The organism is Vreelandella sulfidaeris (assembly GCF_042429665.1).
Lineage (GTDB): Bacteria > Pseudomonadota > Gammaproteobacteria > Pseudomonadales > Halomonadaceae > Vreelandella.
This window is the reverse complement of the sequence record NZ_JBHMAC010000003.1, coordinates 62,524-89,211: the sequence shown is the minus strand read 5'-3', so window position 1 is coordinate 89,211 and position 26,688 is coordinate 62,524. Positions and strand designations below refer to the sequence as shown.

Sequence of the window (26,688 nt, the reverse complement as noted above, 5' to 3'; positions counted from 1 at the left end):
TCACGATGCTGAACCTGACTGCCCGTCCGCTAACGCCGGAGGCCTTTGCTCCTTTCGGCGATGTGATTGATTCACGTACCGCTGCGTCGTTTCCCATCAATGCGGGCCGCACCCAACGCCATCATGATCTTGCCAAGGTGGAAACGCTGGGTGAAAACGCTCACACGCTGATTAATATCTTTGTCAGCCAGCCGGTTACACTGCCGTTAGAACTAACCTTTCTGGAGCGCCATCCCCAGGGGAGTCAGGCGTTCATGCCGCTGCATCAGGAGCGTTTTATCGTGGTGGTCGCCCCTCCAGGTGAGCAGATCAATCCTGATGACGTATGCGCCTTTGTGACCGATGGTCGTCAAGGCGTCAACTACCGTGCGGGCACCTGGCACGCTATTCAATCGGTGCTGGAGCGTGAGGGGGAGTTTTTGGTAGTGGACCGAGGCGGCGATGGCAATAACTGCGACGAGTTTCCCCTGTCGGTGAGCGTCACGTTAGCTTAAATCCAGCGGCTATGTGGTACGGCTGTCATATGGCATGCGTTAAACTGATAAGCTAGGGGAATTCGTTAGAATCACTACACGCTAATTTGCATGGTTGGAATCTTATGAGCGCACTGCATTTATCTTCGATTCGTCGTACCAAAATTGTCGCCACCCTTGGCCCCGCCAGCGACCGTGAAGGCGTATTGGAGGCCATGCTTAAGGCAGGGGTGGATGTGGTGCGTTTGAATTTCTCCCATGGCACCGCTGATGATCATCGCCGCCGGTTAACCCAGGTACGTGAAATTGCCGAAAAACTGGGCCGCAGCGTGGCTGCCTTGGGTGACCTGCAAGGCCCGAAGATCCGTATTGCGCGGTTTAGAGAAGGTGCTGTGGTGCTCACAGAGGGGCAGCCCTTTATTCTCGATATGGCGCTAGATGGTGATGCTGGTGATATTCATCAGGTTGGCTGCGATTACAAAACCTTGTCCCAAGACGTCGCCGCCGGTGACCGACTGCTTTTGGACGATGGTCGTGTGGTGTTGGATGTCGTCCGTGTGGAAGGGCAGCAGGTGCATACCAGCGTGGTCGTTGGTGGCAAGCTCTCCAATCACAAGGGCATCAACAAGCAGGGCGGCGGCCTGTCGGCCCCGGCGTTGACTGAAAAAGACAAGGAAGATCTTAAAACCGCCGTTGAGATTGGCGTCGACTATCTAGCCATTTCATTTCCGCGTCACGCCGAAGATATGCTGGAAGCGCGCCGGTTACTGGGCGAAGCGGGCAAGGAAATTGGCCTAGTCGCCAAAGTGGAGCGCGCCGAGGCTGTCGCCGACGACGCCACGCTAGACGGTATTATTGAGGCGTCAGAAGCGGTCATGGTGGCACGCGGTGACTTGGGCGTCGAAATTGGCGATGCCAAGCTGGTAGGCGTACAAAAGCGCATGATCAAGCGCGCACGTACGCTCAACCGTGCGGTGATTACCGCCACGCAAATGATGGAAAGCATGATTTCAGCGCCGCTTCCTACGCGTGCCGAGGTTTTCGATGTGGCCAATGCGGTGCTGGACGGCAGCGATGCGGTCATGCTGTCGGCAGAAACCGCCGCGGGCGATTATCCATTGGAAACGGTGGAAGCCATGTCGCGGGTTTGTTTGGGCGCTGAACGAGAGAAATCGGCACAAGAGTCGGGCCACCGTATTCATGAAGGCTTTTCCCGCCCCGATGAAACCATTGCGCTTTCCGCCATGTACGCAGCGAATCACATGACGGGTATCAGCGCTATTGCCTGCATGACCTCATCGGGCTATACCCCGCTGATTGCCTCACGTATTCGCTCGGGTCTGCCCATTGTAGGCTTGGCGCATAACCCGATTGCCCAGCGCCGTATGGCGCTTTATCGGGGCGTTGTCTCGCTGCCGTTTGATACCTCTGAAATGACCGCCCTTGAACTCAATGATCGTGCCCTTGAACTGCTGGTCAAGACCGGCATCTCTAAACCAGGCGACCATGTGATTCTGACTCGCGGCGATCATATGAACGCTCATGGTGGTACTAATACCATGAAAGTCATCGAGATTACCGATCAGCATGCTTGAGCTGTTAAGCGGTAACAAGATGCGCGGTCTACTGCTCGCCTGCCTGCTAATGATCGGCTCTCCTGCCATGGCTGGAGCACCGATTGTAGCGGCTGCTTCGGATCTGCAGTTTGCGCTTACTACCGCCGCAGAGCAGTTTAAGCAGGAAACAGGGCACTCTTTGCGGCTGAATTTTGGGTCGTCTGGCAACTTCCGTCGCCAGATTGCGCAAGGCGCGCCTTTTGAGCTTTATCTGTCTGCCGATGAGCGATACGTGCAGGCACTCTACGAAGAGGGCCATACCAGGGATGAGGGGGTCATTTACGCCATTGGTCGTTTAGTATGGCTTGAGCGTGCCGGGCGCGACGCTTTGCCGAGCGATGGTGCGCCGAGCGACGCTTCGCCACTTGCAGCGGTAAAAGAAGTAGTGGCAAGCGGCACCGGCGATGCCGCGACACGTATTGCGTTGGCAAACCCAGAGCACGCACCCTACGGTGTCGCAGCCAAACAGGCGCTGGAGCACGCGGGGCTGTGGGAGCAGACTGAGTCGTTTCGTGTGTTGGGTGAAAATGTTTCCCAGGCGGCTCAGTTTGCACTGTCAGACGATGCGCGCGGCGGCCTGGTTGCTTACTCACTGGCGCTAGCACCTGCGCTAAGCGAGCGAAGTGAGTATGTACTTATCCCCCAGGAATGGCATAGCCCGCTGCGTCAACGCATGGTGTTGACCAATCAAGCAGGAGAGGTCGCCAACGCCTTTTATCAGTGGCTGCAAGAAGATGAGGGGCAGGCCATTTTGCGCACCTATGGATTTAGCGTCGAGTAATGGACTGGACGGCGCTTACCGTATCGCTGCGTTTGGCGGCGTTTACCTGCCTGATCCTGATTCCCTTTGCCATTTGGCTAGGTCGAGCGCTGGCCTACGCGCGCTTTCGCGGCAAGGGGTTGTGCGAAGCGCTGGTCGCGTTACCGCTGGTGCTGCCGCCTACCGTGCTGGGTTTTTATCTGCTGATGAGCTTTGGCCGCGACGCGCCGGTGGGCTCTTTTGGGTCAGCAATAACCGGAAGCGGGCTTAACTTCACCTTCAGCGGCATCCTGCTGGCCTCCCTGATTGCCAATGTACCGTTCGCTGTCCAGCCCATTCAACGCGCCTTTGAACACGTTGACGATAACCTGCGTGAAGCGGCTTGGTGCAGTGGATTAAGCCTATGGCAAACGCTGTTAAGAATTGAGCTGCCGCTGGTATGGCCAGGCATTATGTCAGCGATCGCGCTAACGTTTGCCCATACGCTGGGGGAATTCGGCGTGGTCCTGATGGTCGGCGGCGCGATTGATGGCGAAACTCGCACGCTCGCCATCGCCATTTATGATCGCGTCCAGGCCTTCGACGAACAGGGGGCCGCACAGATGTCGGCGCTGCTGCTGGGAGTATCGTTTATCACCCTTGGATTGGTCTATGGGTTGGCTGGACGCCGTCGGTGGGCGCGTGGCTGACGCGGGTGCCGAGAGTTTACGTGTGGCGGTCCAGCAAGCAGGACCCATTGCGCTGGACGTTGATTTCGTTTGTCAGCCCGGCGAACTGCTGGCGCTTGTGGGCCCCTCCGGCAGCGGGAAAACAACGCTGTTGCGCACGATCGCCGGGCTTTACCGTCCCCACTACGGGCAAGTGACATGTGACGGTGATGTTTGGTTTGACGCTGCCAGTAAACATTCACTCTCGCCACAGCGCAGGCAGGTGGGCATGGTTTTTCAAGACTATGCGCTATTTCCTCATTTAACTGTCTCGCAAAACGTGCAGCTTCCCTTACGTCACTTGGCGCAACCTCTACGTCGTGAAAAGGCCGAGCAGTGGCTTGCCAGGGTGCGTTTGGAAGGGCTGGGTGAGCGCTATCCCAATACGCTGTCAGGTGGTCAGCGCCAGCGGGTTGCGCTGGCGCGTGCCTTGGCCCGTGACCCCAAGGTGTTGTTACTCGACGAGCCCTTCTCGGCAGTGGATCAGGTTACTAGGCGGCGCCTGCAGCGCGAGTTGGCGTTACTGCGCCAGCAGATCGATATCCCCATCGTGCTGGTCACTCACGATCTGGAAGAAGCGACTGCGCTGGCGGATCAAATATGTGTATTACATAACGGCAAAAGCCTTCAGCAGGATGTTCCTGCGGCCCTGTTCAGCCGACCCGCATCGCCGCTGGTGGCACGTTTGCTCGATCGTCATAACTTGTTTGAAGGCGTTGTCGTTGACGTGGATGGACAGCGCAGGTTGCAGTGGGGAGAGTACTTTCTGGAAGTTGCCGAAGGGCTCGTCAATCCGCCCCTTGGTGAGACAGTGACCTGGTTTCTGCCTCCCTCCGATATTGTGCTTCATCGACGTGGCCGGCCGTCACAGGGCGAACGGGAAAACCCGGTTGCAGCAACGGTGAGTGAAGTCGTGGTGCTGGGCGGAATTACCTCCGTTTCACTGCGCGTCAGCAATGGTGATATGTTACGTTTTGACATTGCCACTCATGCTGCGCGTCGCAACCAGTTAATCAGTGGGGCAGACGTGAGCGTTTCATTATTGGCGTCAGGTATCCATCTGATGCCAGACCATCGAATTCGCGCCAACGCGCATGATGAAAGGAAGTAAGCATGGATCCCTCGCGTCGCACGCTGCTTAAAGCATCGTTACTATTACCGCTGGCGGCGCTGCTGCCGATGTCGTTACTTAGCTCGTTTGCCTGGGGGCAGGCGGCACAGAAGATGCAAACACTGACGCTGGCCATTCATAGCGCGAGTGGGCCGCATCGTCTGGAGGCTGAGGTAGCCGAAACGGCGTCGCAGCGGCAACGCGGCTTGATGGGGCGGGAGAATTTGCCTGAAGAACGAGGCATGCTATTTCGCTTTGAAAATGAGCAATCGGCCAGCAATGCTTTCTGGATGTATAACACGCTGATTCCCCTCGACATCGCTTTTATCGATGCGAACGGTCGGATCGTGGCGATCAATACCATGCCACCCTGTGAATCTTTTTCGCCCAGTGAGTGCCCCTCCTACCCGGCGGGGGCGGCGTACCATTCCGCATTAGAAGTTAACGGCGGTTACTTCGCCGAGCGCGGCATTAAAGTGGGTGACTGCGTTTCCATTCCTGACGAAGTCGGTTTCTGTCAGCCCGACAATTAAGCCCGGTGACGACGAAATCTGATCACCATCAGGCCTATGCCAGTGTCAATCATACCGTCGCCTCGGCCTTGAGCCGGGCGTCATTGCAACCGCTGCGCGATCTCTTTCCACAGCGCGGCGTAGGCACGACTGCCGCGACTGCTGCGGGCGAAATGCCCGACCGGCGCGCGTTCGATACCCATGCGCTCGACCTCACTGGCGTTGGGAATAGTCGTTGAAAGGCGCTTCGGCCAGCGTCCGCTAAGGCTCTCCATCACCTCGCGGTGCAGTGTCTTGCGGCGGTCGGCAAGGGTCACGAACGGCCAGATCGGGCAGGCATGGTCGACTGCGTCGAGATGACCGTCCAGTTGCTCAAGGGTACGTAACGACAAGGTAGTCGGCACCACTGGCACTAGCAGGGCATTGACGCTTGAGAATACCTGTTCGGTGAGCGCCGAGAGGCTCGGCGGGCAGTCGAGTATCACTAGATCGTAACTGTCCATCACCGGCTTGAGAATCTTGCGCAGCCGGCTGTTTTTACGGGTTTCCAGCGACGCTTCCAGGTCACGCGAGCCCAGCGCCGCCGGCAGAAGGTCGAGCCCATCAATATCAGTCCCGCGGATCGCCCGATCGAGATCGGCCTTGCCCTTGACCAGCTTGTCGACGCCACCGCGCACTTTGGGTTTGCTGCGCAGGTAGAAGGTAGTGGCCGCCTGCGGATCGAGATCCCACAGCAACACTCGTCTGCCGTCGCGTGCCGCTTCGGCGGCGAGATTGACGGCGGAGGCGGTCTTGCCCACGCCACCCTTGATACTGTAAAGCGCCAGCATTTGCATGGGAAACTCCCGATTCGGTGAAGGCCTAGTCTAACCGACTGCTCCGTCCGGGTATGTGTCGTTTCGATGACGACGCTGCTACCTTCGCTGATTCCTGTCTAGATTGCGTTTGTATTCCTGACGAGGCCAGTTTCCGTCAGCCCGACCATTAAGCGGGGCGACGACGAAACTTAATAACAATCAGAGCGATGCCCGCGACTACCAAGCCGCCGCCGATTAACTTATGAATGCCTAGGCTGTCATCCATCAGGAGGGCGCCCAGGCCGACTGCCAGCACCGGCACCAGTAGCGTCATGGGCACCACACGATTGACGGGGTGACGGCGCAACAGCGTATACCAAATTCCGTAAGCGACAATTGATGACATGACCGCGGTATAAATAACCGCTCCCCAACCGAGCCAGCTTGCCTGTTGTATGGCGTGCAAATGGTTATGTTCCAACAGCCACGAGCCTAGGCCTACCTGGGGCACCGCGAACAGCGCCACCCACCCTGCCAGCGCCAAGGGCGCAATGGGCGGGCCACGTTTAATCAGCAACTGCGATACCGCCCAGCCGAATGCGCTCATCAGCAGGATGCTTAACGGTAACGGCGAGGGCAGCGTCGGTCCCCCAGCGAGCACGATGACGCCGGCAAAAGAGAGCAGCAGCCCGATGAGTCGTTTAAGTCCTAGTTTTTCTTTAAGAAAGAACACGGCTAACAGCGTGGCAAAGGGCGTGCCCATCTGCACTAGTAAAGCCCCGGTGCCTGCCTCTGCCTGTCCCAAGCCAATAAACAGCAAGGCGAAGTGCAGGCTGCCAAACGTCACCGATAGCAGTAGCAAAAAGGGCAGCTGTGCCCGCGTGACGGGATAAAAGGGGACCAGCAATACCGCCACCAGCATAAAGCGCAGCGTGGTCATTAACAGCGGGGGGAGCTCCGCTACGCCCACCTTGATAACTATGATATTCAACGCCCAGATGACGATGACAAAAAGGCCTAGCAAAAGGTCGCGAAATGGCAAAATGGTGTCCGTTGGTAGGGAGTTAAGCTCAGGCAGGATATCAGCTGCTACTACTTTGGTATAATTTGCTACGGATATCCACCCAAAGTCGTTGGTAGCCGTTTCCGGAATGGCTTTCTTTCAACAGAAGAATACCTACAATAGAAGGCTTATCGCGAGGAGCTGCTTATCCTGGCGGTAACTAACTGACGCGAATAATAAAGACACCATAAAAATCGATAAAAAAGGATCTACTATGACGCTGACACGCTCAATGGCTCGTTTCACCGCTGGCTTGGCTGGTGCGGCACTGCTTTCCGCTTCCCTTTCTGCACAGGCCCGTGAACTCTCGGTTTCTACGGTGTTATCTGACGCTTTTCCCTGGGGGCAGGCGGCACAGAAGTGGGCGGATCTGGTGGAAGAGCGCAGCGGCGGTGAACTCACGCTGCGTGTTTATCCCAACTCACAACTAGTTTCTGGCGACCAAACCCGTGAATTTTCCGCGATGCGTTCTGGATTAATCGATGCTGCTGTAGGCTCAACGATTAACTGGTCGCCGCAGGTGCCAGAACTGAATCTTTTTTCGTTACCGTTTTTTATCCCTGATGAAGCCGCTGTTGATGCGGTAACCGGTGGGGAGGCGGGGGAGTTGGTCTTTGAAGCCATCGAGTCTCGCGGTGTAATGCCATTGGCATGGGGCGAAAACGGTTTTCGCCAGGTCTCAAACTCGCGTGGGCCGATTAGCCAGCCCGATGATCTGGACGGCTTGAAAATCCGCGTGGTCGGCTCGCCGCTGTTCCAGGATACCTTCTCGGCCCTAGGCGCTGACCCCACCCAGATGAGCTGGACTGACGCCCAGCCTGCGCTGACCACCGGCGCCGTGGATGGTCAGGAAAACCCGCTGTCGGTGTTTGACGTGGCGCGTATCGACCAAGTAGGCCAAGAGCATTTGACGCTCTGGAACTATATGAACGATCCGCTGATTTTCGCTGTTAACCAGCAGGTATGGCAGTCACTTGATGAAGAGCAGCAAACCCTGCTGCGCGAAACGGCTATCGAAGCCGGTGAATGGGAAATCGCCATGACGCGTGAACAAGAGAGCGAGCGCTTGGCGGCTATTCAAGAGCGCGGGGTGACGGTGACCGAGCTTTCTGATGAGCAATACCAGGCGTTTGTTGAAGCCACGCAGTCTGTCTATGAAAAATGGGCGCCCCGAATTGGTGAAGAGGTGGTCAACGCTGCCCAAACTGCCATTGATGCGCGCTAACCACCCCTGATGTTGTCACTCCCAGCCCCGGCGGCTGGGAGTTTTTGTTGTGAGGCTGTCATGAAAGGCTTTCCTGATGCACGCCCTGAGCGCTGGCTGGGTGCGCTGGCATTAATTGTTATCGCGTTGATCAGCCTGGGGAATGTGGTCACTCGCTACCTGACAGGCGGCTCTTTTTCCTTTACTGAAGAGTTTTCTGTTTTCCTGTTAGTGGTGTTGACCTTCACCGGTGCCTCGGTGGCGTTACGTCGAAATCGGCATATTCGTATTAGCTTTCTAGAGCGTGCGCTGCCGCCTAAATACCGCCACGCCCTGATTCTTTTTCAGGCACTGTGCGGCGTCATCGTGCTGGGGCTGATTACCTGGTACGGCGCCAAGTTAGCTTGGCAGGAGTATCAGTGGGAGTCGCTTTCGCCAGGGCTTGGCTTGCCTCAGTGGTGGTATTTAGTGTGGCTGCCCGTATTATCTGCGGCCATGTTATGGCGGTTGGGCCAGCAAACCGCCGATCGTTTGTCAGGGAGACTCACCGATGAGCCCTGATGTATGGATGATCTTAGCGTTTGCTGGTTTATTAATTGCTGGCGTGCCGGTGGCATTTTCGCTAGCCCTTTCCGGGGCGGTCGGCATCGTGGTGGGGCTGTCGCCAGATATGCTCGCCACCTTGGGTACCAATACTTACAACAGTATTGCCAAATACCCGTTAATCGCCATTCCCTTGTTTATCTTGACCGGGCTTATTTTTGAGCGCTCCGGCGTGGCGCTGCGTCTGGTACGCTTTGCTCAGGCATTAATCGGCCCACGCCATGGCGGTTTAGCGCTGGTCGCGGTGCTGGTGTGCATGATCATGGGCGGCATGAGCGGTTCAGGGCCAGCCGATGCGGCGGCGGTGGCGATGGTAATGTTACCGAGCATGACCAAGGCAGGTTACCCGAAGCCGTTTTCCGCTACACTGATTGCCGCCTCGGCATCAACCGCCATTCTTATTCCGCCGTCGGTTGCATTAATTCTCTACTCCATCGTAGTGCCTGGCGTCGATTTGCGCGCACTGTTTGCGGCGGGGCTGTTTCCCGGTATTTTGGCGGGACTAGCGCTGCTGGTACCTGCCATCATCGTGTCCAAACGCTACGGTTGGGAAGGCGGTACGCCGGTGGAAGGCGCCGAGCGGCTGAGCATAAAAACCACCTTCAAACAGGCTATTCCGGCGCTGTTTGCTCCCGTACTGATTTTAGGTGGTTTGCGTTCGGGATTGTTTACGCCAACCGAGGCGGCGGTGGTGGCGGTGGCCTACGGTGCCATTGTCGGGTTGCTGTTTACTCGCGAGTTGTCGCTGCGAGATATATGGGACCTGCTAGGTGAGGCGGCGGTTATTTCCGGTGTAGTGATGCTGATTATCGCCTTGGCGGGGATTTTTGCCTGGGCGGGCACCATGTTAGGCACCTTCCGCCACTTGGCAGAATGGATCATTAGTCTCACGGATAACGGCGTACTGCTGCTCATTCTAGTGATGTTAGCCGTGCTGATGGCTGGCATGCTGTTAGACGCTATCTCAATTTACCTGATCATGATGCCGATTTTAATTCCCGTCATGCAACACTTCGAATGGAATCCTGTTTGGTTTGGGATTCTGCTGGCGATGAATATCGCTATTGGTCAGTTTACCCCGCCAGTGGCGGTGAACTTGATGGTGACCACCGAAGTAGCGAAGATTCGCTTGGAACATACGGTGGGGTGGGCACTGCTGTTTGTGATCGCGATGGGCTGTGCGTTGGCGCTGGTCGCGCTTTTTCCCGCTATCGCTTTGTGGCTGCCTAGCGTATTGGGCTACAACGTGTGAGTCAGGCATCTAGGCTGGTTTAAAACGATTCACAAGCAGCGGTCAATGTCGAGCCGATTGCCACTATCATTATTTGCTATGCCGATATGGTATATGACTTAACGCTTAGTAAACGTAGTCAAGGGCTAAGCTGGTATTATTGAATCGGAAATACGCTTTGCATGTCGCCAGGGGCGTAGTTCCTTGTAGTTCGATTTTTGGCGAGAGGGCCTTTTAGCGTATCGAAATGTTTTTCGCTAATGGCTTGGTTTTTAGCTAAAGTAGTATTAGCAGGTGCCCAATCAGGTGCCTGTAACAGATTGTCTAAAAAGCAGATTGTCTGAATAATAGAATGTCTTGACAACGTTTGGGAACAGCATCATCTGAGGCAACCATACATCAGGTGAGACCTAACGTGCGATGTTTACCACATCAAGATACGCTCACAACATCAAGATAGAGGTGTATTCATGAAACGCCATGTATTTTCCACTGCCGCCTTCTCTGGCGCGCTGATTGCTGCCGCTTCGTTCGCGTCTCCAGCGGTTGCACAGGAACGCTTTATCACGATCGGTACCGGTGGCCAAACCGGTGTCTACTATGTGGTTGGTCAGTCGATCTGTCGGTTGGTAAATCGTTTAGATGACGCCAACATCAAGTGTAATGCGCCTTCTACCGGTGGTTCTGTCGCCAATATCAATGGTATCAAGTCCGGCGAATTGGATATGGGTGTTGCTCAATCCGACGTCCAGTACCAAGCCTATAACGGCACTGGCAACTTCGAAGGTGATGCCTACGAAGATCTGCGGGCTGTATTCCGTGTTCACGGTGAGCCTTTGACCTTGCTGGCGCGGGCGGATTCAGGCATCGAGACACTCGATGATTTGGAAGGCAAGCGCGTTAATATTGGTAACCCGGGCTCTGGTCAGCGCAACACCATGGAAGTGGTGATGGATGCCAAAGGCTGGACCGAAGATACCTTCTCGTTAGCCTCACAACTTGATGCTGCCGAGCAAGCTGCGGCACTCGCCGATAATAACGTCGATGCCATGGTATATGTGGTTGGTCACCCGAACGGTTCCATTCAAGAAGCGACCACTACCGTGGATGCTCGCCTGATTCCGCTGAACGATGAAGACATTCAGGGCATCGTCAATGAATACCCTTACTACGCTTCATCGGTCATTCCTGGCGGCCTGTATCGTGGTAATGATGAAGATGTCGAAACCTTCGGCGTGGCGGCGACCTTTGTCACTTCCGCTGAGGTAGACGAGGACGTTATCTACCAGACCGTCAAGGCCGTCTTTGACAACTTTGATCGTTTCAAGCAACTGCACCCAGCCTTCGAGAACCTCGATCCAGAAGAGATGGTGACTCAAGGTCTTTCCGCACCATTGCATGATGGCGCAGCACGTTACTACCGTGAACAAGGCTGGATTGAATAATCCTGCCGTCTGAGGTGTTACTACCTCAGTAAGGAATGCGCGGCTCCCCTAGGGTGCCGCGCTTTTTGGTTGAGGATGTTGATAGGGCGTTGAGGATGTTAATAGAGCATTTCGATATGGCCATAAGGTGTCAATCGACTCGGAGCAGGGCAGGCATATGACAGACGATAAAAACAGGTCTTCGCAAGCGGGGGTCGACCTGGAAGACATGGTCGCCTCCAGCGACACGGGAGCCCGAAAACCAGCCGGCATGCCTGGGAAACTCTTGGTAAGCATTGCGGCAGCGTGGTCTCTTTTTCAGCTGTGGATCGCGTCCCCGGTGCCCTTTATTCTGGGGTTTGGGGTGTTTAGCGCCACTGAAGCCCGCTCTATTCACTTGGCATTTGCGCTGTTTCTGGCCTATATGGCCTATCCGGCACTTAAGCGTTCACCCCGCGATCGTGTTCCGATTCAGGATTGGGTGCTTGCCTCGGCTGCCGCCTTTTGCGGCGCGTACATGTTCATATTTTACGAGCAGCTATCCCAGCGGCCCGGGGCGCCCATACTGCAGGACGTTATCATTGGCATAGCCGGGATATTGTTGCTGCTTGAGGCAACTCGTCGCGCGCTTGGACCGCCGTTAATGATCGTGGCGTCGGTTTTTCTTGCCTACAGCCTCGCAGGCCCCTGGATGCCGGGTATTCTTTCCCATGGTGGGGTTAGTCTGTTTGGCTTGATTAATCACCAGTGGTTGACGACCCAGGGTGTCTTCGGTATCGCGCTGGGGGTTTCAACCAGCTTCGTGTTCCTGTTTGTTTTGTTCGGTGCCTTGCTCGATAAAGCGGGTGCTGGCAACTATTTTATCAAGGTGGCGTTCTCGTTGCTTGGGCACTATCGCGGCGGGCCCGCTAAAGCCGCCGTGGTGGCCTCGGCCATGACCGGCCTGATTTCCGGCTCTTCCATTGCCAATGTGGTGACCACCGGTACCTTTACGGTGCCGATGATGAAACGTGTTGGGTTCTCCTCTGAAAAGGCGGGTGCAGTCGAAGTGGCGTCATCGGTTAATGGGCAGATTATGCCCCCGGTGATGGGCGCTGCGGCTTTCCTGATGGTCGAGTATGTTGGTATCTCGTATGTAGAGGTGATCAAGCATGCCTTCCTGCCCGCGCTGATTTCCTATATCGCGCTGGTCTATATCGTTCATCTCGAGGCCCTGAAGGCTAATATGCAGGGGTTGAAAAGTAGTAATCCGCCTAAACCACTGGTCAACAAGGTGATCGGCTTTCTGGGTGGTTTGCTACTGATGATGATCACCGCCCTGGTGGTTTATTATGGACTTGGCTGGCTCAAACCGGTGCTGGGCGAGGCCACGCCCTGGGTAGTGGCCGTGGGGCTTACACTCATTTATGTCGCATTGCTTAAGCTCGCAGCAGGGTATCCTGAGCTCGAGATTGATGATCCTAACGAGCCCATCTATTCATTGCCACAGACCAAACCGACGGTGCTGGTGGGCTTGCAGTACATTCTGCCTGTCGTGGTACTCGTTTGGTGTCTGATGGTGGAGCGGTTGTCGCCAGGATTGTCAGCGTTCTGGGCCACTGTGTTCATGATCTTCATCATTCTTACCCAGCGCCCTATTACGTCGATTTTTCGTGGTCGTAGCGATATGAGTGCGGATCTGCGTGAAGGGGTTATGGACCTGTGGAGCGGTCTGGTCACGGGCGCCCGCAACATGATCGGCATCGGCATCGCCACGGCCACCGCTGGCATTATTGTGGGTGCCGTATCGCAGACCGGGGTAGGGCTGGTACTCGCCGAGGTCGTGGAAACGCTGGCCATGGGTAATTTGATGCTGATCTTGCTGCTTACTGCGGTGCTCAGCCTGATTCTCGGCATGGGGTTACCTACGACCGCTAACTATATCGTCGTATCGGCGTTACTGGCACCGGTCATCGTCAACCTCGGCGCTCAAAATGGCTTGCTGGTGCCATTGATTGCGGTACACCTGTTCGTTTTCTACTTCGGTATCATGGCTGACGTTACGCCGCCGGTAGGGCTGGCGTCCTTCGCTGCAGCGGCAGTATCGGGTGGCGATCCCATTCGTACTGGTTTCCAGGCGTTCTACTACAGTCTTCGTACCGCGGCGTTACCGTTTCTGTTCATCTTCAACACCGACCTGCTGCTCATCGATGTGACCTTTTTGCAGGGGATTTTAATTTTCGTGGTGTCGACCATCGCCATGCTGATCTTTGCGGCGGCGACGCAGGGTTTCATGATTACTCGCAACCGCTGGTATGAGTCTATCGTGTTGCTGTTGATTGCCTTCACGCTATTCCGGCCCGGTTTCTGGATGGACATGATCCATGATCCCTACGAGTCCATTCCTCCAGCGCAATTCGTTGAAGCCCTGGGTGATGTCGACGAAGATTCCACCATGCGCTTGCAAATTGCCGGTCTCGACGATTATGGCGATCCCATGACGACCTATATGACGCTACCGGTTCCGGAGGGCGAAACAGGTCAGGAGCGGCTCGATAATCTAGGCATGGAGCTTTTTGTTGAGGATGGCAAGGCGGTCGTAGATATGGTGGCCTACGGCAGCCAGGCGGCAAACCTTGGCTTCGACTTTGATCAAGAAATTATTGAGATTCTGGCCCCCGTCGACCGCTGGACTAAGGAACTCATGTGGATTCCTGCCTTCCTGATCTTTGGGTTGATTGTATTAATGCAACGTCGCCGTCGTGAGAAAACGTCAGCGAATGCCGCCGCATGAGGGAGAGTGCCATGTACAGCAAGATTATGTTGCCGGTGGATCTGAATGAGGAAGCTTCATGGTCAAAGGCGCTGCCCACCGCGATTACGTTGTGTGAAACCTTTGGGGCATCGTTGCACGTCATTACCGTGGTGCCGGAATTCAAGATGCCCATGGTAGGGGCGTTCTTTCCTAAAGATTTTTCACTAAAGGCGCATGAGGCGATCAAAGAAGCTCAGCATGCGTTCATGGAGAAGAATGTGCCGGAGAGTATTCAAACCCAAAGCGTCATTGTCGATGGCTCACCGTGGGAGGCGATTATCAAGGTAGGTAAAAAGCTGGATATCGACCTGATCGTGATGGCCTCTCATACTAAACGTAAATTTGTTGACTACGTACTGGGTCCTAACGCTGAACATGTAGTACATCACGCTAAAGTGTCGGTCATGATTGTGCGTTAGCACGCTGCACGCTGATACACAGATAGCGAGAAGCCATTAAAAGCGTCGGGTACTAACCCGACGCTTTTTTATTGGCGTGTCATCGGGTGGCGCATAGCGAATATATAACACTTCAATTTAATTAGCGCTTCAGACCGTTATCGAGGATTTTTTGTACGCACCTACCATTACTTCGCCCGAAGATAGCGTTGTACAGCTACAGTAAGAGAGTACCTACCTCATCAACCATACTTAGAGGCATTCGTAAATTAGAGGCATTCGCAAAGAGGATGGAGCGTTGAGGTACATCCTGACGATAGACATGATCAAAGCGACAGGAGTGACACTATGAAAGCGGCGACTACAAAAACACACAGCCCTCTGGATCAACCAAGCGTTAAAATTACTATCAATAAAGTCGGTTTTGATCGTCCACGCGTTTGGTTGGCAGCAGGGGTGGAGGATTTTCGCCGTGCTGCCGCGATCAGCCTCTCTTACGGCATGTTTTGGGTAGGATTGAGTATTGCCATCACCGTGGGTGCTTTTACCTTAGGGTATTGGTATTGGTTGCTGCCGTTGATTGCTGGCTTCATGTTTATCGGCCCGTTGGTGGCGGTTGGCTCCTATGGCATTAGCCGAGCACTTAATCGAGGGCAGGTGCCGAATCTGGGCGATGCATTTGGCAGTTGGCGAGCTCATGCGGGGCAATTGGCCATGATGGGCGTGATGATGATGCTCTTCTTCCTCGCCTGGATTCGTCTGGCAACCCTTCTGTTTGCGCTCTTTTTTGGCTTCGAGATCCCTAGCCCGGCGATGCTGTATACGGCGCTTCTCACGACGTCAGAAGGCATAAGCATGCTGGCGGTGGGCACCGTAGCGGGCGGTATTCTTGCATTCGGCGCGTTTACGATCAGCGTCGTCGCTATCCCTACGTTGATGGATCAAGATCTCACCTTTATGGAAGGTATCGAAGCCAGCGTACGCTGTGTTGCGCGTAATTTTCGTGTGATGCTGCTATGGGCAGCCATTTTGACGCTGTGCGTACTGGTAGGGGTCATGACATTCTATATTGGGTTGGCGCTGATTTTGCCGGTGCTGGGGCATGCCAGTTGGCACGCCTATAGAGATTTAGTGCGGTTTGAGCCGATAGAATAAGTTGAGTCGTTCACTCACCTATAAGGGTCGTTATAGCGCTCAAGCGACGAAAAAACACGATAGGGCCTGATCTATTTAAGTAGATAGCGTAATCTTTATGCGGTCTTCTTTTATGATGGCTGGATGTTTCAACCAGTGATTAGCCCATTGTGAGGTGGTGAAAGTGAAAGTGTTATTAATGGGGTTGGGCATGCTGATACTTAACATGCCGCTAACGGGGCTGGCTGACACAAGCTGCGACCTGGACGTACCTGACGGCCCTGTTATTTTGACGGTCAGCGGTAATATTGCTAATACCAACGTTGGCAACGAAGCGCAGTTTGACCGCGCCATGTTAGAGGCGTTACCGCAACATGACTTCGCGACCGGTACGCCCTGGACGGAAGGTACCAGTGACTATAGCGGGCCTTTAATGCGTGATCTGCTAGCCTGTTTACACGCTGAAAGCGACGAGGTGCATGTCTCCGCCCTTAACGGTTATGAAGCGAGCATACCGGTCAGTGACTTTGAAGAATATGAGGTTATCTTGGCCCTGCGCAAAGATCAGCATGCGATCCCGATTCGTGAATATGGACCTTTATGGGTGCTCTATCCGTTTGATCAGGATGCAGCGCTATTAAACGAAAAAATACGGTTCAGAGCGGTATGGCAGGTTATGCATATTGATGTTCGCTAGCGCATCAACCGAGCAGCCCGCCAGCCTGCTGCGCTACCCACGACGCTTTAAGCTCGTAGCGATTGTAGCTGTTGTGCTGTTTGCTGCAGCGCTGGTTGTGGCTACGCTGGCGGCCTGGCGTCAGGAAAATCTTACCCAAAGCCTGCGCGAAGATACCGCCTGGGTAATCTATAAACTGGATCGGGACGCGGTTCAGTTATTAAATCATTTGTTGGCAGTAACGCGTGAATCCTTAACCCCGGCAGAGCATGATGAGCTAAATCTGCGCTTTGAATTACTGTATAGCCGGTTAACCCTGCTGAATGAAGGGGAAGTAAGCGGCCTACTGCAAGAAATCAGTACTGCCAGTGAGCTTATGCGTCAAATCCAGCAGCAGCTTGATGTGCTGGATCTTATTTTTGCCTCCTATAATGTCGTCAATCAATTGTCTGCAGCCGCGCTTGAAAGCTCACTCGAGGAAGAGTTAAAGGCGCTAACCCGGCTGACGGAACGTCTGGTGATTGTGATAAACGGCTACTTGGCTGAATCCGCAACAGAAGAGCGTGCTCAGCTTAGTCTGCTCTATAAACTGCTCATGATACTGATTATTGGCATGAGCTTAGCAGCCTTCCTGGTGATTGCCTTTTTGGTACGGGAAATGCGTGAAAGCGCGGCGATAAGGCGGAAACAGGAACAGCTTAGCCAGCAGTTGGACATCACTGCCAAACAGGCACAGGCGGCGAATCAAGCTAAGTCAGATTTTCTAGCCATGGTCAGCCATGAAATCCGCACGCCGTTGAACGGTGTGATCGGGATGAGTGAGTTGTTACGTGAGCCAGCAAGCCCTGCGCAGATAGAGGATTACGCGAGCACCATCCATGATAGTGCTAACCAATTGCTGTCAATGATCAATGAAATTCTCGACTTTTCAAAGATCGAAGCAGGGCATTTAACGCTTGAAATAACCCCCACGGAACTCAAACCGCTAATCGATAGCGTGGTTGTGCTGTTTGCTCCGCGGGCAAAAACGAAAGGGGTAGCGTTAAGCGTTCATATCGATGTGCTGGTGCCCGCGTGGGTGCAGGTGGATGCGGGACGGTTAAGGCAAATTCTGCTTAATCTTATTGCTAACGCGGTTAAGTTTACTGACCGTGGCGAGGTTAAAGTAAAAGTCTCCTCCACCGTTGAGCGGCTAGTGTTTGAGATCATCGATACGGGCTGTGGAGTCAGCAAGCAGCAGCAACAGCACCTATTTGAACCTTTTCAACAAGCGGATGCATCCGTTGCACGACGGTTTGGTGGCACTGGATTAGGGTTGGCTATTTGCAAGCGAATATGTGAAGCCATGCAAGGGCGCTTAGGGGTGGAAAGCCAGCTAGGGAAAGGGAGCACCTTTTGGTGCGAGCTACCTTTGGTGGCCGCGACGTCCGTCTCATTGTCGTTGCCTTCGCCCGCGCCCCTCAAGCGTGATTTCACCGGCACAACGCTACTGCTGGTAGAAGATAACGCTGTTAACCGTAAAGTCGCGATGGGGTTATTATCTCGTTTAGGGTGCAACGTTAGGTGGGCTGAGAATGGCCATGATGCACTCGCCATGGTTGATGTACATCAGGTGCATCTGATTTTTATGGATATCCAGCTGCCTGATATGGATGGCTTAATGGTCACCCAGCGCTTACGCAAGCAGGGCGGCTGGTTGGCGTCGGTGCCGATTGTCGCCATGACGGCAGGGGGCATCGAAGATGATCGTCAACGCTGTCTGTCAGCCGGCATGAACGACTATATTACCAAGCCTTTATCGCTTTCAGCGTTAAGTAATGTGCTAGCGTTGCAGCTAATGGTGCCCCCCGGCGAAGCTCCTCTGACAGCGCCGGTCGTACCAACCATTCAAGCGGAGCAAACGCTGCTGAATAGCGATACGCTCGCCATGCTTAAAACAACGTTAGGCAATGAAAGCCTGATCCAACTGATGATGCTTTACCATCAGCAGGTCAGTGAATACATCGAACAACTAACGGCTTGTCTGACGGTAAAGCCACTAGCGCCTGAGCAGACGCAGCAAGGTTTACGGCTTGCCCATCAACTGCGAGGTGAGTCAGCCAGCATAGGAGCCGACCAGCTTGCCGACGATGCCAAGCGGCTTGAAATATCACTCGCTACCCAGCAAGCCACTCCCGGTCAACGAGACGAAGCGTTCAGCACGTTAAGAGTCACTGCGGTGCACACACAAACCGCTCTGGAGAAATGGCGTCGTGATCACTTATCCCATTGAGCAGGGCATTGTTACCGCCGCCAGCCGACAACCCGATGCGCATTTGGCGGCGGCCGAGCTGGCGCAGGCTTTATGGCATGATCACCTGGGCTTCGTACTGTTTTTTTGCAGTGCCGAGTATGATTTAACAAGTTTGGCGGACGCGTTGGAAAGCCACTTCCCCTCCACGCCGCTCAGTGGCTGCACGACCGCGGGGGAGATTACGCCCTTGGGCTATGACCGCAGCTCCATTGTCGCGATGGGGTTTGACCATCGTTTATTTGCCATCGAAGTAGCGCTGATTGATGACCTGAACCATTTTGAACTGGCCAAGGCCCAGCCACTGGTGGACACGCTGTTGGAGCGTTGTCGCCGACAGGCAGTCGCGCCAATCAACGAGCACTGCTTTGCATTGACTTTACTGGACGGACTATCCAGTCGTGAGGAGCAGGTGCTCGCTACCCTGGATGCGGCGCTGGGACGTATCCCAAGCTTTGGTGGTTCGGCTGGCGATGATAATCATCTGACGCATACCCACGTGTATAGCGCCGGACGCTTTCATACGCGCGCGGCGGTAGTCGTCATGATCAACACCCGGCTTCCCTTTGAAGTATTTTCCACCCATCACTTAGTACCGCTGACCCATAAGCTGGTAGTGACCGACGCTGATCGTGAACAGCGACGAGTCATCGAACTCAACGGATTACCCGCCGCTCACGTCTATGCAGAACTGGTAGGTAGCGCCCCAGAGCAGCTTAATGCAGCAGTGTTTGCCCGCCACCCGCTAGCAGTTCGCATTGGTGGCCAGCACTACATACGCTCTATCCAGCGAGTGAATGCTGATCAAAGCCTAAGTTTTTACTGTGCGGTGGAAAATGGCATTGTGTTGACGGCCATGCAGTCTACGCCGCTGCTGGAAAATCTGCAGTCGATGCTCGCCGGTGTTACTGCCCGGCTAGGGGCGCCGAGTATCATTATTGGCTGCGACTGTTTTTTGCGCCGCATGGAACTCGAAGCACTGGCACATGTGGATCAAGCGTCGCAACTGCTGCGTCAGGCCGGGGTCGTAGGCTTTAATACCTATGGCGAGCAGTTGCATGGTATGCACGTCAATCAAACGTTTACGGGGGTGGCGTTTGGGTCTCTTCCAGTTAACAACCGACAGTGATGCAGCGGATAGCAGTGACGCCAAGGAGGCGTTAACGCTAGCAGAAGAGAATCGCCGCTTGCGTAAAATATGCCATGCATTAATGGAGCGCGTGGAAAGCGGTGGCGTCGCGAACCAGGCGCCCTATGCAGCGTTTGAGCGTTCGGTATTGCTAGCAGAACAGGTGCGTGAGCGCACCGACGCGCTGCACCGTACCCTGGACGAGCTGGGGCAGACCAACGTTCGCCTGCAGGCTGCAAAAGCGGAAGCCGAAAGCGCCAATCTATCCAAAACGAAATTTCTGGCGGCAGTGAGCCATGATTTGCTGCAGCCATTAAATGCCGCACGTCTGTTTGCCAGCGCATTAGAAACTCACTCTCTTCCCGATGCATCACAAATGCTGGTGAGCCATATAGGCCGCTCATTGAAGGATGTCGAGGGGCTGATTGGTACGTTGGTGGATATTTCACGCCTGGATGCCGGCGTGCTCCATGCCGATAAAGCACCGTTTGCAGTGAGCACGTTGCTGGATGCGCTGGCCGAGGAGTATCGCCAAGTGGCCGCCGTGCGTGGGCTTGTGTTGCATTACATACCCTCGAGTGCGGTTATTGAGTCTGACTTAGCACTGCTGGCGCGGGTAGTGCGGAATTTTTTAAGTAATGCCGTGCGTTATACCGAGCATGGGCGAGTGGTATTGGGCTGTCGAAGGCGACGTGACGGGTTGGAAATTGTCGTGGCGGATACCGGCCCCGGCATTCCTGAACAGCAACGTGAAGCGATCTTTCTGGAATTTCGTCGCGTTAATCAGCCGAACGGTGCTCATAGCCGCGGCTTAGGGCTGGGGTTAGCCATCGTTGATCGTATTAGTACGATGCTGGAACATCCTGTGTCGCTCGTCTCCCGCCCTGGGGTTGGCGCGCTATTTTCAATCACCGTACCCTATGCGTTAACGGAACCTGCCAGCCTTTCGAACCCATCTTCCGCGCGGCTTACCCACACCCCAGAGGATGCGCTGCACGGCTGTGTCATTTGGGTCATTGATGATGACCTGGGCATTATAGAGGGTATGCAGGCGCTGCTGGGCAGCTGGGGGTGTCGAGTTCGTGCTGCCGCCACGGCGAGTGCATTAGAGGCGGTCAGCGACGGGGAACAGCCGGATGTTCTGCTGGTCGACTACCATCTGGGGGAGCATTACGAAAACGGTATTGCGGTGGCGACTCGGTTGCAGCAGCGCTATCCAGGCTTATTGTCGGTAGTGATTACCGCCAACCATGAGGCGGACATTAAGCGCGCCACGCGCGAAGCCGGCATGCACTGTTTGCTTAAACCGCTAAAGCCCCTGCGACTACGCATGCTGCTAGCCAGTCTGTTGAGAGAGTGAGCTAGCGTGTGCGTTTAGCCTGGTAAACGATTAACTCTTCCTCACCGGCGATAACGATGGCATGCACCCGGCTAGTCGCTTTCAGCTTACGTAAAATCGCCGATACATGAGTTTTTACGGTGGTTTCGGCAATCGATAATTCCCGTGCAATCAGCTTATTAGACATACCCTTCGCCATGCAGCCCAGTACTGCTAGCTGTTTATCGGTCAAGCGCGCCAAGCGTTCGCTGGAGGCTGAATCGTCGCTGCTTGAGGGTAGTGACGTGGCGCGCGGCGCCGGGCGACGCATAATGTCTGGTGGTAAATAGAGTTGGCCTTCCAGTATCTGCAACAACGCCGCCAGAAGCGCGGCTCGAGGGGTAGATTTGGGAATATACCCCACCGCTCCCAGGGTGATGGCATCCAGCACCAGTTGGCGTTCTTGATGAGCGGAAACAATGGCGACGGGCAGCCACGGGAATTTTTCGCGCAACCGAGTCAAGCCCTCCAATCCTTCAGCATCCGGCAGGCTAAGATCCAGCAGCAATAAGTCCAGCTCGGTGTGCTGTTCAACTAGCGTGATCGCCTCGGCAAGGCTCTCCGCCTCCATCAGTTGGCATCCCTTTAGCCCACCGGTAATGACAGCTTGCATCGCGTCACGGAACAGTGGGTGATCATCTGCCACCAACAGGGAATACATGGCGTCTCCTACCAAGGGATGAGGGATAATCCTGCCATCGGGCTATATCACCTTCGGCGCAAGTGAATAACACTGTCAGGGCACCTTTAATAATCATAATACTCAGGAGCAATAAAATGATCTACGCCAACCCTGGTGATACCGGCTCAGTAGTGTCCTTTGAAAAACGCTATGGTAACTATATCGGTGGTGAATTTGTTGCCCCGGTAAAGGGCCAGTACTTTGATAATATTAGCCCCGTTAATGGTCACGTCTTTTGCGAAATCCCTCGTTCTACGGCGGAAGATATCGATAAAGCGTTAGATGCTGCTCACCAGGCTGCACCTGCCTGGGGAAAAACCCCGGTGCAAGAACGCAGCAATATCCTGCTTAAAATTGCCGACCGCATTGAGCAAAATCTGGAAATGCTGGCGGTGGCGGAAACCTGGGATAACGGCAAGGCGGTTCGCGAAACCCTGAATGCCGATATCCCGCTGGCGGTTGACCATTTCCGCTATTTTGCTGGCTGTTTGCGCTCGCAAGAGGGCACCGCCGCCGATATCGATGCCAATACGGTGTCTTACCATTTTCACGAGCCGTTGGGCGTCGTGGGGCAGATTATTCCCTGGAATTTCCCGGTCTTAATGGCCGCCTGGAAGCTGGCGCCTGCCTTGGCAGCGGGCAACTGCGTGGTATTAAAGCCTGCCGAGCAAACCCCCGCCTCGATCCTGAAGGTAGTGGAAGTGATCGGTGACTTGCTGCCGCCCGGGGTGCTGAATATCGTTAATGGTCTTGGCGCTGAAGCTGGCCAGGCGCTGGCCAGCAGCAAGCGTATCGCCAAGATTGCGTTTACCGGCTCGACTCCGGTGGGCTCGCATATTCTGAAATGCGCTGCGGAAAATATTATTCCTTCTACTGTCGAGCTAGGTGGTAAGTCACCCAATATCTATTTTGCCGATATTATGAACGCTGAGCCGACGTTCATTGATAAAGCGGTCGAAGGGCTGGTACTGGCGTTCTTTAATCAGGGCGAAGTGTGTACCTGCCCATCTCGCGCGCTAATCCAAGAAAGCATGTATGACGACTTCATGGCGAAAGTGATCGAACGAACTCAAACCATTAAGCGTGGTAACCCGCTGGATACCGACGTACAGGTTGGAGCCCAGGCTTCCCAGGAGCAGTTCGACAAGATCATGTCCTACATGGATATCGCCCGCGAAGAAGGCGCCGAGTTCCTGACAGGGGGCGACAAAGAAACAATGGATGACAGCATCAATAGCGGGTACTACATCCAGCCGACCCTGCTGAAGGGCAATAATCAGATGCGTGTCTTCCAGGAAGAAATTTTTGGTCCGGTCGTCGCGGTAACCACTTTCAAGGATGAGGAAGAAGCGCTGGCGATTGCCAACGATACCGAATTTGGCTTGGGTGCAGGCGTTTGGAGCCGTGATATTAACGTTGCTTTCCGCATGGGACGCGGTATTCAAGCCGGACGTGTCTGGACCAACTGCTACCATCAGTATCCTGCCCACGCCGCCTTTGGTGGTTACAAAAAGTCCGGCGTTGGCCGCGAAACCCACAAAATCGCCCTTGAACACTATCAGCAAACTAAAAATCTGCTGGTCAGCTACGACATCAACCCTCTGGGCTTCTTCTAATCCGCCCGTCTTTTCGTCTTCTGTATTGCTAACCACTCCGCCTGGCGTTAGCCGGGCGGTATTGTCAGTTCCCCTGACGCTGACGCTACGATTAGAGCAGTCATTAAGCTGCCGTATCGATCATCATTAGGAGTTACATTATGGATAGCACAATGCGTGCGGCGGTTGTTCGTGAGTTTGGTCAACCATTAGTCATAGAAGAAGTGAGCGTGCCTCGTCCCAAGCGTGGCGAAGTATTAATGAAGGTAGCGGCCTCCGGGGTATGTCATACCGATTTACACGCAGCCCATGGGGATTGGCCCGTGAAGCCTTCGCCGCCATTTATTCCCGGACATGAGGGAGTGGGGCACGTCGTGGCGGTAGGCGAAGGGGTTCGCCAGCTCAAGGAAGGCGATCGTATTGGGGTGCCCTGGCTCTACTCGGCTTGTGGCTTCTGCGAGCACTGTCTGGGCGGCTGGGAAACCCTGTGTGAATCCCAACAGAACACCGGCTATAGTGTCGACGGTGGCTTTGCTGATTACACCGTCGCGGATGCAGGCTACGTGGGGCGCCTGCCGGACAGTATTGATTTTATTGAAATTGCGCCAGTGCTGTGTGCCGGGGTAACGGTGTATAAGGGCTTGAAAATGACCGATACCCGCCCCGGCCAGTGGGTGGTTATTTCGGGCATTGGTGGCCTTGGTCACATGGCGGTGCAGTACGCCAAGGCCATGGGCCTGAACGTGGCCGCGGTAGATATCGATGATAGCAAGTTAGCCCTGGCTGAGCGATTAGGCGCCACGGTCACGGTCAATGCCATGAAAACCGACCCAGCGGCGTACCTGAAAAAAACGATTGGTGGTGCTCATGGCGCGTTAGTCACCGCGGTGTCGCCCAAGGCCTTTGATCAGGCGCAGAACATGCTTCGTCGCGGTGGCACGCTAGTGCTCAATGGCTTACCGCCGGGGGACTTCCCTTTGCCAATTTTTAGCACCGTGCTTAACGGGATTACCATTCGTGGCTCTATCGTAGGGACGCGTAACGATCTTCAGGAGGCGCTGGATTTCGCCGCCGAAGGTAAGGTGAAAGCCACCGTCGCTACCGATACGCTGGACAATATCAACGATGTTTTCCAGCGCATGATCGACGGCAAGATAGAGGGCCGCATCGTACTTGATATGACCAATTGAAAACCCCACCAGGGGAGGCAACTCCCCTATTGTTTGTCGGCGCTAGCCAACCAGCGTTTTGCCATGCGCTCAGCATGGGCCAGATGACTGACGACCGCTAACTTGCCCGCCTCACGCTTAATGCCCGCCCGTTTGATCTTCAGCGCCATACGCGCTGGCAGCCCAACAAAGATGACGCCCACTCGTTGCTCGTTTAGCTCTCGGCGTAGCGAATCCAGCGCTACCATGGCCGTGGTATCCAGGCTGGGTACCTCGCGCATATCCAGCACAACGATACGCACGCCGTGATCAATCACCCTCAACGTGGCAATGGCCTTTTCAGCAGCACCAAAAAATAGTGGGCCGGTGATTTTGTAGTGCGCCACGTGGGGAGGGAAGTGCTCGCCTGTGGGAGGGGCGGTCAAGCGCTGAGTATTGGTCAATTGAGCCATCCGGCGAATAAATAGCGCGGCGGCCAGACCAATGCCTACTGCGACGGCTATCACCATGTCGAAAATCACGGTGAGCAGAAAACAGATGACCAGCACCCACACGTCGCTGGCCGGGGCGGTTTTTAGGGTATGGATAAAGTGGCGCGCCTCGCTCATGTTCCAGGCAATAATAAACAGCAGGGCCGCCAAGGCTGCCATGGGAACATAGCCAAGCACCCCTGCCAGCGCGACGACTGCCAGCAACACCACCAGGGAATGCACGAGCGCGGAAATGGGTGAAAACGCGCCGCTTTTAATATTGGTGGCGGTGCGGGCAAGTGCAGCAGTGGCGGTAATGCCGCCAAAAAAGGGCACTACCATATTGCCCAGTCCTTGGCCGATCAGCTCGGTGTTCGGGTCGTGGCGGGTACGGGTCAGACCATCGGCCACCACCGCACACAGCAGCGACTCAATGGCGGCCAATAATGCAATGGCCAGAGCTGGTCCGAGCAGCGCCTGAATCAGCGCAAAGTTGACCTCAAGCGGGTTTCCATTGGCGTCAGGAAAATGCCACGGCAGCATAAAGCTTGGTGCGAAGGGGGGAATACCGCTGCCACTTTCGCCCTGAAACTCCCAGCTAAACCGCGAGGCGATGGTATCAACCTCAATACCTCCCAACGACAGCAATAATGCCGCCAGTGTGCCCACCGCCAACCCTACCAAAGGCGCTGGAACTGGCGTTTTTAAACGCGGCCAGACGAGTAGCGTCGCCAAGGTGACCAGGCCCACGCTGATTTCTGTCGGTGAGAGACTGGGCATCGCTCGGCCAATCAGCATTAGGTTATGCAGCGTGTTGTCGCCTAGCTCCACCCCGGCCAAGCCAAGAAAGTCAGGCAGTTGTAACAGCGCAATCACGACCCCGATGCCCGCCGTGAAACCAAGTATTACCGGGTAAGGAACATACTGAATAAGGCTGCCCAGTCGTGACAGCCCCAGCGCTACCAAAATCGCTCCGGCCATGAAGGTAGCGATCAGTAGGCCACCGAGACCATGGTTAGCGACGATGGGAAAGAGGATGACCACAAATGCCGCGGTAGGGCCTGAAATATTAAAGCGCGATCCGCCAGTCAAGGCGATCACCGCACCCGCCACAATGGCGGTGTAAAGCCCGTGCTGAGGCGGCACGCCCGTCGCGATGGCTAACGCCATGGAAAGGGGGACGGCAACCACGCCAATGGTAAGACCCGCCATTACATCACGCTTCAATTTACTGAGCGTATATCCTTCACGCCAGGCGTTTACGATTGCGCTGCCTGGCATCGGGAAAATGTAACCCGAGGAGCGACGGGGACGAGACATGGGGCCAGCCTCCTAAAAATAGGGAAAACAGGCCATTACGCTACGCCTATGGTGAAATTTGCACAACAGGGCGTTAATCGCGAAGCCGTTCGCGCACAAAAATATCCCGGCACTCAGGCCGGGATTCGTCGTTCAGGATAAGCGCTAACGTG

23 protein-coding genes are annotated in these 26,688 nt (G+C 55.0%); 19 read left to right on the top strand and 4 right to left on the bottom strand.

Annotated elements, in window-relative coordinates:
• The first annotated feature begins 5 nt into the window (after nt 1–5).
• From ACFFLD_RS01975 to ACFFLD_RS01950, 6 genes are all read left to right on the top strand, one after another.
• Nucleotides 6–494, top strand: coding sequence for an ureidoglycolate lyase (locus tag ACFFLD_RS01975; protein WP_386035882.1), 489 nt, complete (start codon nt 6–8; stop codon nt 492–494).
• A gap of 104 nt (nt 495–598) precedes the next feature.
• Nucleotides 599–2,068: a pyruvate kinase gene (pyk, locus tag ACFFLD_RS01970; protein ID WP_386035879.1), complete on the top strand. Its 1,470-nt coding sequence runs from the start codon at nt 599–601 to the stop codon at nt 2,066–2,068.
• Entirely contained in the window at nt 2,061–2,870 is an 810-nt protein-coding gene (modA, locus tag ACFFLD_RS01965; RefSeq protein WP_386035876.1) for a molybdate ABC transporter substrate-binding protein, read from the top strand. The genes pyk and modA overlap by 8 nt, the downstream gene beginning before the upstream one ends.
• On the top strand, nt 2,870–3,538 hold the full coding sequence (gene modB / locus ACFFLD_RS01960; RefSeq protein WP_386035873.1) for a molybdate ABC transporter permease subunit: 669 nt from the start codon (nt 2,870–2,872) through the stop codon (nt 3,536–3,538). Before modA ends, modB begins: the two co-directional genes overlap by 1 nt.
• Nucleotides 3,501–4,667, top strand: a complete 1,167-nt coding sequence (locus ACFFLD_RS01955; RefSeq protein WP_386035870.1) for an ABC transporter ATP-binding protein — start codon at nt 3,501–3,503, stop codon at nt 4,665–4,667. The genes modB and ACFFLD_RS01955 overlap by 38 nt, the downstream gene beginning before the upstream one ends.
• Nucleotides 4,668–4,669: 2 nt before the next feature.
• Nucleotides 4,670–5,200 carry a DUF192 domain-containing protein gene (locus ACFFLD_RS01950; protein WP_386035867.1) on the top strand — a complete coding sequence of 177 codons (531 nt, stop codon included), beginning with the start codon at nt 4,670–4,672 and terminating at the stop codon, nt 5,198–5,200.
• 80 nt (nt 5,201–5,280) lie between these two features.
• Here ACFFLD_RS01950 and ACFFLD_RS01945 read toward each other — a convergent pair whose 3' ends face one another.
• Together ACFFLD_RS01945 and ACFFLD_RS01940 are read right to left on the bottom strand one after the other, a co-directional pair.
• On the bottom strand, nt 5,281–6,015 hold the full coding sequence (locus ACFFLD_RS01945) for a ParA family protein (protein WP_386035864.1): 735 nt from the start codon (nt 6,013–6,015) through the stop codon (nt 5,281–5,283).
• Between the two features lie 148 nt (nt 6,016–6,163).
• Entirely contained in the window at nt 6,164–7,018 is an 855-nt protein-coding gene (locus tag ACFFLD_RS01940; protein WP_386035861.1) for a DMT family transporter, read from the bottom strand.
• Between the two features lie 235 nt (nt 7,019–7,253).
• Between ACFFLD_RS01940 and ACFFLD_RS01935 the strand changes: the two genes are divergently transcribed.
• The 11 genes from ACFFLD_RS01935 (at nt 7,254) to ACFFLD_RS01885 (ending at nt 21,282) form a co-directional block, all read left to right on the top strand.
• Nucleotides 7,254–8,264, top strand: a complete 1,011-nt coding sequence (locus ACFFLD_RS01935) for a DctP family TRAP transporter solute-binding subunit (RefSeq protein WP_386035858.1) — start codon at nt 7,254–7,256, stop codon at nt 8,262–8,264.
• Nucleotides 8,265–8,324: 60 nt separating this feature from the next.
• Entirely contained in the window at nt 8,325–8,804 is a 480-nt protein-coding gene (locus ACFFLD_RS01930; protein WP_386035855.1) for a TRAP transporter small permease, read from the top strand.
• Complete coding sequence (locus tag ACFFLD_RS01925) at nt 8,794–10,098, top strand: TRAP transporter large permease (protein WP_386035853.1); 1,305 nt, start codon at nt 8,794–8,796, stop codon at nt 10,096–10,098. The genes ACFFLD_RS01930 and ACFFLD_RS01925 overlap by 11 nt, the downstream gene beginning before the upstream one ends.
• A gap of 449 nt (nt 10,099–10,547) precedes the next feature.
• Complete coding sequence (locus ACFFLD_RS01920; RefSeq protein WP_386035850.1) at nt 10,548–11,522, top strand: TAXI family TRAP transporter solute-binding subunit; 975 nt, start codon at nt 10,548–10,550, stop codon at nt 11,520–11,522.
• A gap of 157 nt (nt 11,523–11,679) precedes the next feature.
• Nucleotides 11,680–14,274, top strand: coding sequence for a TRAP transporter permease (locus ACFFLD_RS01915; RefSeq protein ID WP_386035847.1), 2,595 nt, complete (start codon nt 11,680–11,682; stop codon nt 14,272–14,274).
• A gap of 11 nt (nt 14,275–14,285) precedes the next feature.
• Nucleotides 14,286–14,714: a universal stress protein gene (locus tag ACFFLD_RS01910; RefSeq protein WP_386035844.1), complete on the top strand. Its 429-nt coding sequence runs from the start codon at nt 14,286–14,288 to the stop codon at nt 14,712–14,714.
• A 327-nt stretch (nt 14,715–15,041) separates the two neighbouring features.
• On the top strand, nt 15,042–15,848 hold the full coding sequence (locus ACFFLD_RS01905; protein ID WP_386035841.1) for a DUF2189 domain-containing protein: 807 nt from the start codon (nt 15,042–15,044) through the stop codon (nt 15,846–15,848).
• Between the two features lie 190 nt (nt 15,849–16,038).
• A complete protein-coding gene (locus tag ACFFLD_RS01900) occupies nt 16,039–16,524 on the top strand; it encodes a molybdopterin-dependent oxidoreductase (RefSeq protein WP_386036346.1) in 486 nt (161 codons plus the stop codon).
• Nucleotides 16,514–18,775, top strand: a complete 2,262-nt coding sequence (locus ACFFLD_RS01895) for a hybrid sensor histidine kinase/response regulator (protein ID WP_386035838.1) — start codon at nt 16,514–16,516, stop codon at nt 18,773–18,775. The genes ACFFLD_RS01900 and ACFFLD_RS01895 overlap by 11 nt, the downstream gene beginning before the upstream one ends.
• Nucleotides 18,756–19,922: a nitric oxide-sensing protein NosP gene (gene nosP, locus ACFFLD_RS01890; protein ID WP_386035835.1), complete on the top strand. Its 1,167-nt coding sequence runs from the start codon at nt 18,756–18,758 to the stop codon at nt 19,920–19,922. The genes ACFFLD_RS01895 and nosP overlap by 20 nt, the downstream gene beginning before the upstream one ends.
• Nucleotides 19,891–21,282: an ATP-binding response regulator gene (locus tag ACFFLD_RS01885; protein ID WP_386036343.1), complete on the top strand. Its 1,392-nt coding sequence runs from the start codon at nt 19,891–19,893 to the stop codon at nt 21,280–21,282. The genes nosP and ACFFLD_RS01885 overlap by 32 nt, the downstream gene beginning before the upstream one ends.
• Nucleotide 21,283: 1 nt before the next feature.
• Here ACFFLD_RS01885 and ACFFLD_RS01880 read toward each other — a convergent pair whose 3' ends face one another.
• Nucleotides 21,284–21,961, bottom strand: a complete 678-nt coding sequence (locus tag ACFFLD_RS01880) for a response regulator (RefSeq protein WP_386035832.1) — start codon at nt 21,959–21,961, stop codon at nt 21,284–21,286.
• A 116-nt stretch (nt 21,962–22,077) separates the two neighbouring features.
• Here ACFFLD_RS01880 and exaC point away from each other — a divergent pair, with 116 nt between their 5' ends.
• Both exaC and adhP read left to right on the top strand, forming a co-directional pair.
• Entirely contained in the window at nt 22,078–23,598 is a 1,521-nt protein-coding gene (gene exaC / locus ACFFLD_RS01875) for an acetaldehyde dehydrogenase ExaC (protein WP_386035829.1), read from the top strand.
• A gap of 140 nt (nt 23,599–23,738) precedes the next feature.
• A complete protein-coding gene (gene adhP, locus ACFFLD_RS01870) occupies nt 23,739–24,767 on the top strand; it encodes an alcohol dehydrogenase AdhP (protein WP_386035826.1) in 1,029 nt (342 codons plus the stop codon).
• Between the two features lie 26 nt (nt 24,768–24,793).
• Here adhP and dauA read toward each other — a convergent pair whose 3' ends face one another.
• Complete coding sequence (dauA, locus tag ACFFLD_RS01865) at nt 24,794–26,536, bottom strand: C4-dicarboxylic acid transporter DauA (RefSeq protein WP_386035823.1); 1,743 nt, start codon at nt 26,534–26,536, stop codon at nt 24,794–24,796.
• Nucleotides 26,537–26,688: the final 152 nt, after the last annotated feature.

Excerpts from the sequence above, each read along its gene's own strand:
- ACFFLD_RS01975 (WP_386035882.1), top strand. The coding sequence starts at position 6 with ATGCTGAACCTGACTGCCCGTCCGCTAACGCCGGAGGCCTTTGCTCCT.
- pyk (WP_386035879.1), top strand. The coding sequence starts at position 599 with ATGAGCGCACTGCATTTATCTTCGATTCGTCGTACCAAAATTGTCGCC.
- modA (WP_386035876.1), top strand. The coding sequence starts at position 2,061 with ATGCTTGAGCTGTTAAGCGGTAACAAGATGCGCGGTCTACTGCTCGCC.
- modB (WP_386035873.1), top strand. The coding sequence starts at position 2,870 with ATGGACTGGACGGCGCTTACCGTATCGCTGCGTTTGGCGGCGTTTACC.
- ACFFLD_RS01955 (WP_386035870.1), top strand. The coding sequence starts at position 3,501 with ATGGGTTGGCTGGACGCCGTCGGTGGGCGCGTGGCTGACGCGGGTGCC.
- ACFFLD_RS01950 (WP_386035867.1), top strand. The coding sequence starts at position 4,670 with ATGGATCCCTCGCGTCGCACGCTGCTTAAAGCATCGTTACTATTACCG.
- ACFFLD_RS01945 (WP_386035864.1), bottom strand. The coding sequence starts at position 6,015 with ATGCAAATGCTGGCGCTTTACAGTATCAAGGGTGGCGTGGGCAAGACC.
- ACFFLD_RS01935 (WP_386035858.1), top strand. The coding sequence starts at position 7,254 with ATGACGCTGACACGCTCAATGGCTCGTTTCACCGCTGGCTTGGCTGGT.
- ACFFLD_RS01930 (WP_386035855.1), top strand. The coding sequence starts at position 8,325 with ATGAAAGGCTTTCCTGATGCACGCCCTGAGCGCTGGCTGGGTGCGCTG.
- ACFFLD_RS01925 (WP_386035853.1), top strand. The coding sequence starts at position 8,794 with ATGAGCCCTGATGTATGGATGATCTTAGCGTTTGCTGGTTTATTAATT.
- ACFFLD_RS01920 (WP_386035850.1), top strand. The coding sequence starts at position 10,548 with ATGAAACGCCATGTATTTTCCACTGCCGCCTTCTCTGGCGCGCTGATT.
- ACFFLD_RS01915 (WP_386035847.1), top strand. The coding sequence starts at position 11,680 with ATGACAGACGATAAAAACAGGTCTTCGCAAGCGGGGGTCGACCTGGAA.
- ACFFLD_RS01910 (WP_386035844.1), top strand. The coding sequence starts at position 14,286 with ATGTACAGCAAGATTATGTTGCCGGTGGATCTGAATGAGGAAGCTTCA.
- ACFFLD_RS01905 (WP_386035841.1), top strand. The coding sequence starts at position 15,042 with ATGAAAGCGGCGACTACAAAAACACACAGCCCTCTGGATCAACCAAGC.
- ACFFLD_RS01900 (WP_386036346.1), top strand. The coding sequence starts at position 16,039 with ATGCTGATACTTAACATGCCGCTAACGGGGCTGGCTGACACAAGCTGC.
- ACFFLD_RS01895 (WP_386035838.1), top strand. The coding sequence starts at position 16,514 with ATGTTCGCTAGCGCATCAACCGAGCAGCCCGCCAGCCTGCTGCGCTAC.
- ACFFLD_RS01880 (WP_386035832.1), bottom strand. The coding sequence starts at position 21,961 with ATGTATTCCCTGTTGGTGGCAGATGATCACCCACTGTTCCGTGACGCG.
- exaC (WP_386035829.1), top strand. The coding sequence starts at position 22,078 with ATGATCTACGCCAACCCTGGTGATACCGGCTCAGTAGTGTCCTTTGAA.
- adhP (WP_386035826.1), top strand. The coding sequence starts at position 23,739 with ATGGATAGCACAATGCGTGCGGCGGTTGTTCGTGAGTTTGGTCAACCA.
- dauA (WP_386035823.1), bottom strand. The coding sequence starts at position 26,536 with ATGTCTCGTCCCCGTCGCTCCTCGGGTTACATTTTCCCGATGCCAGGC.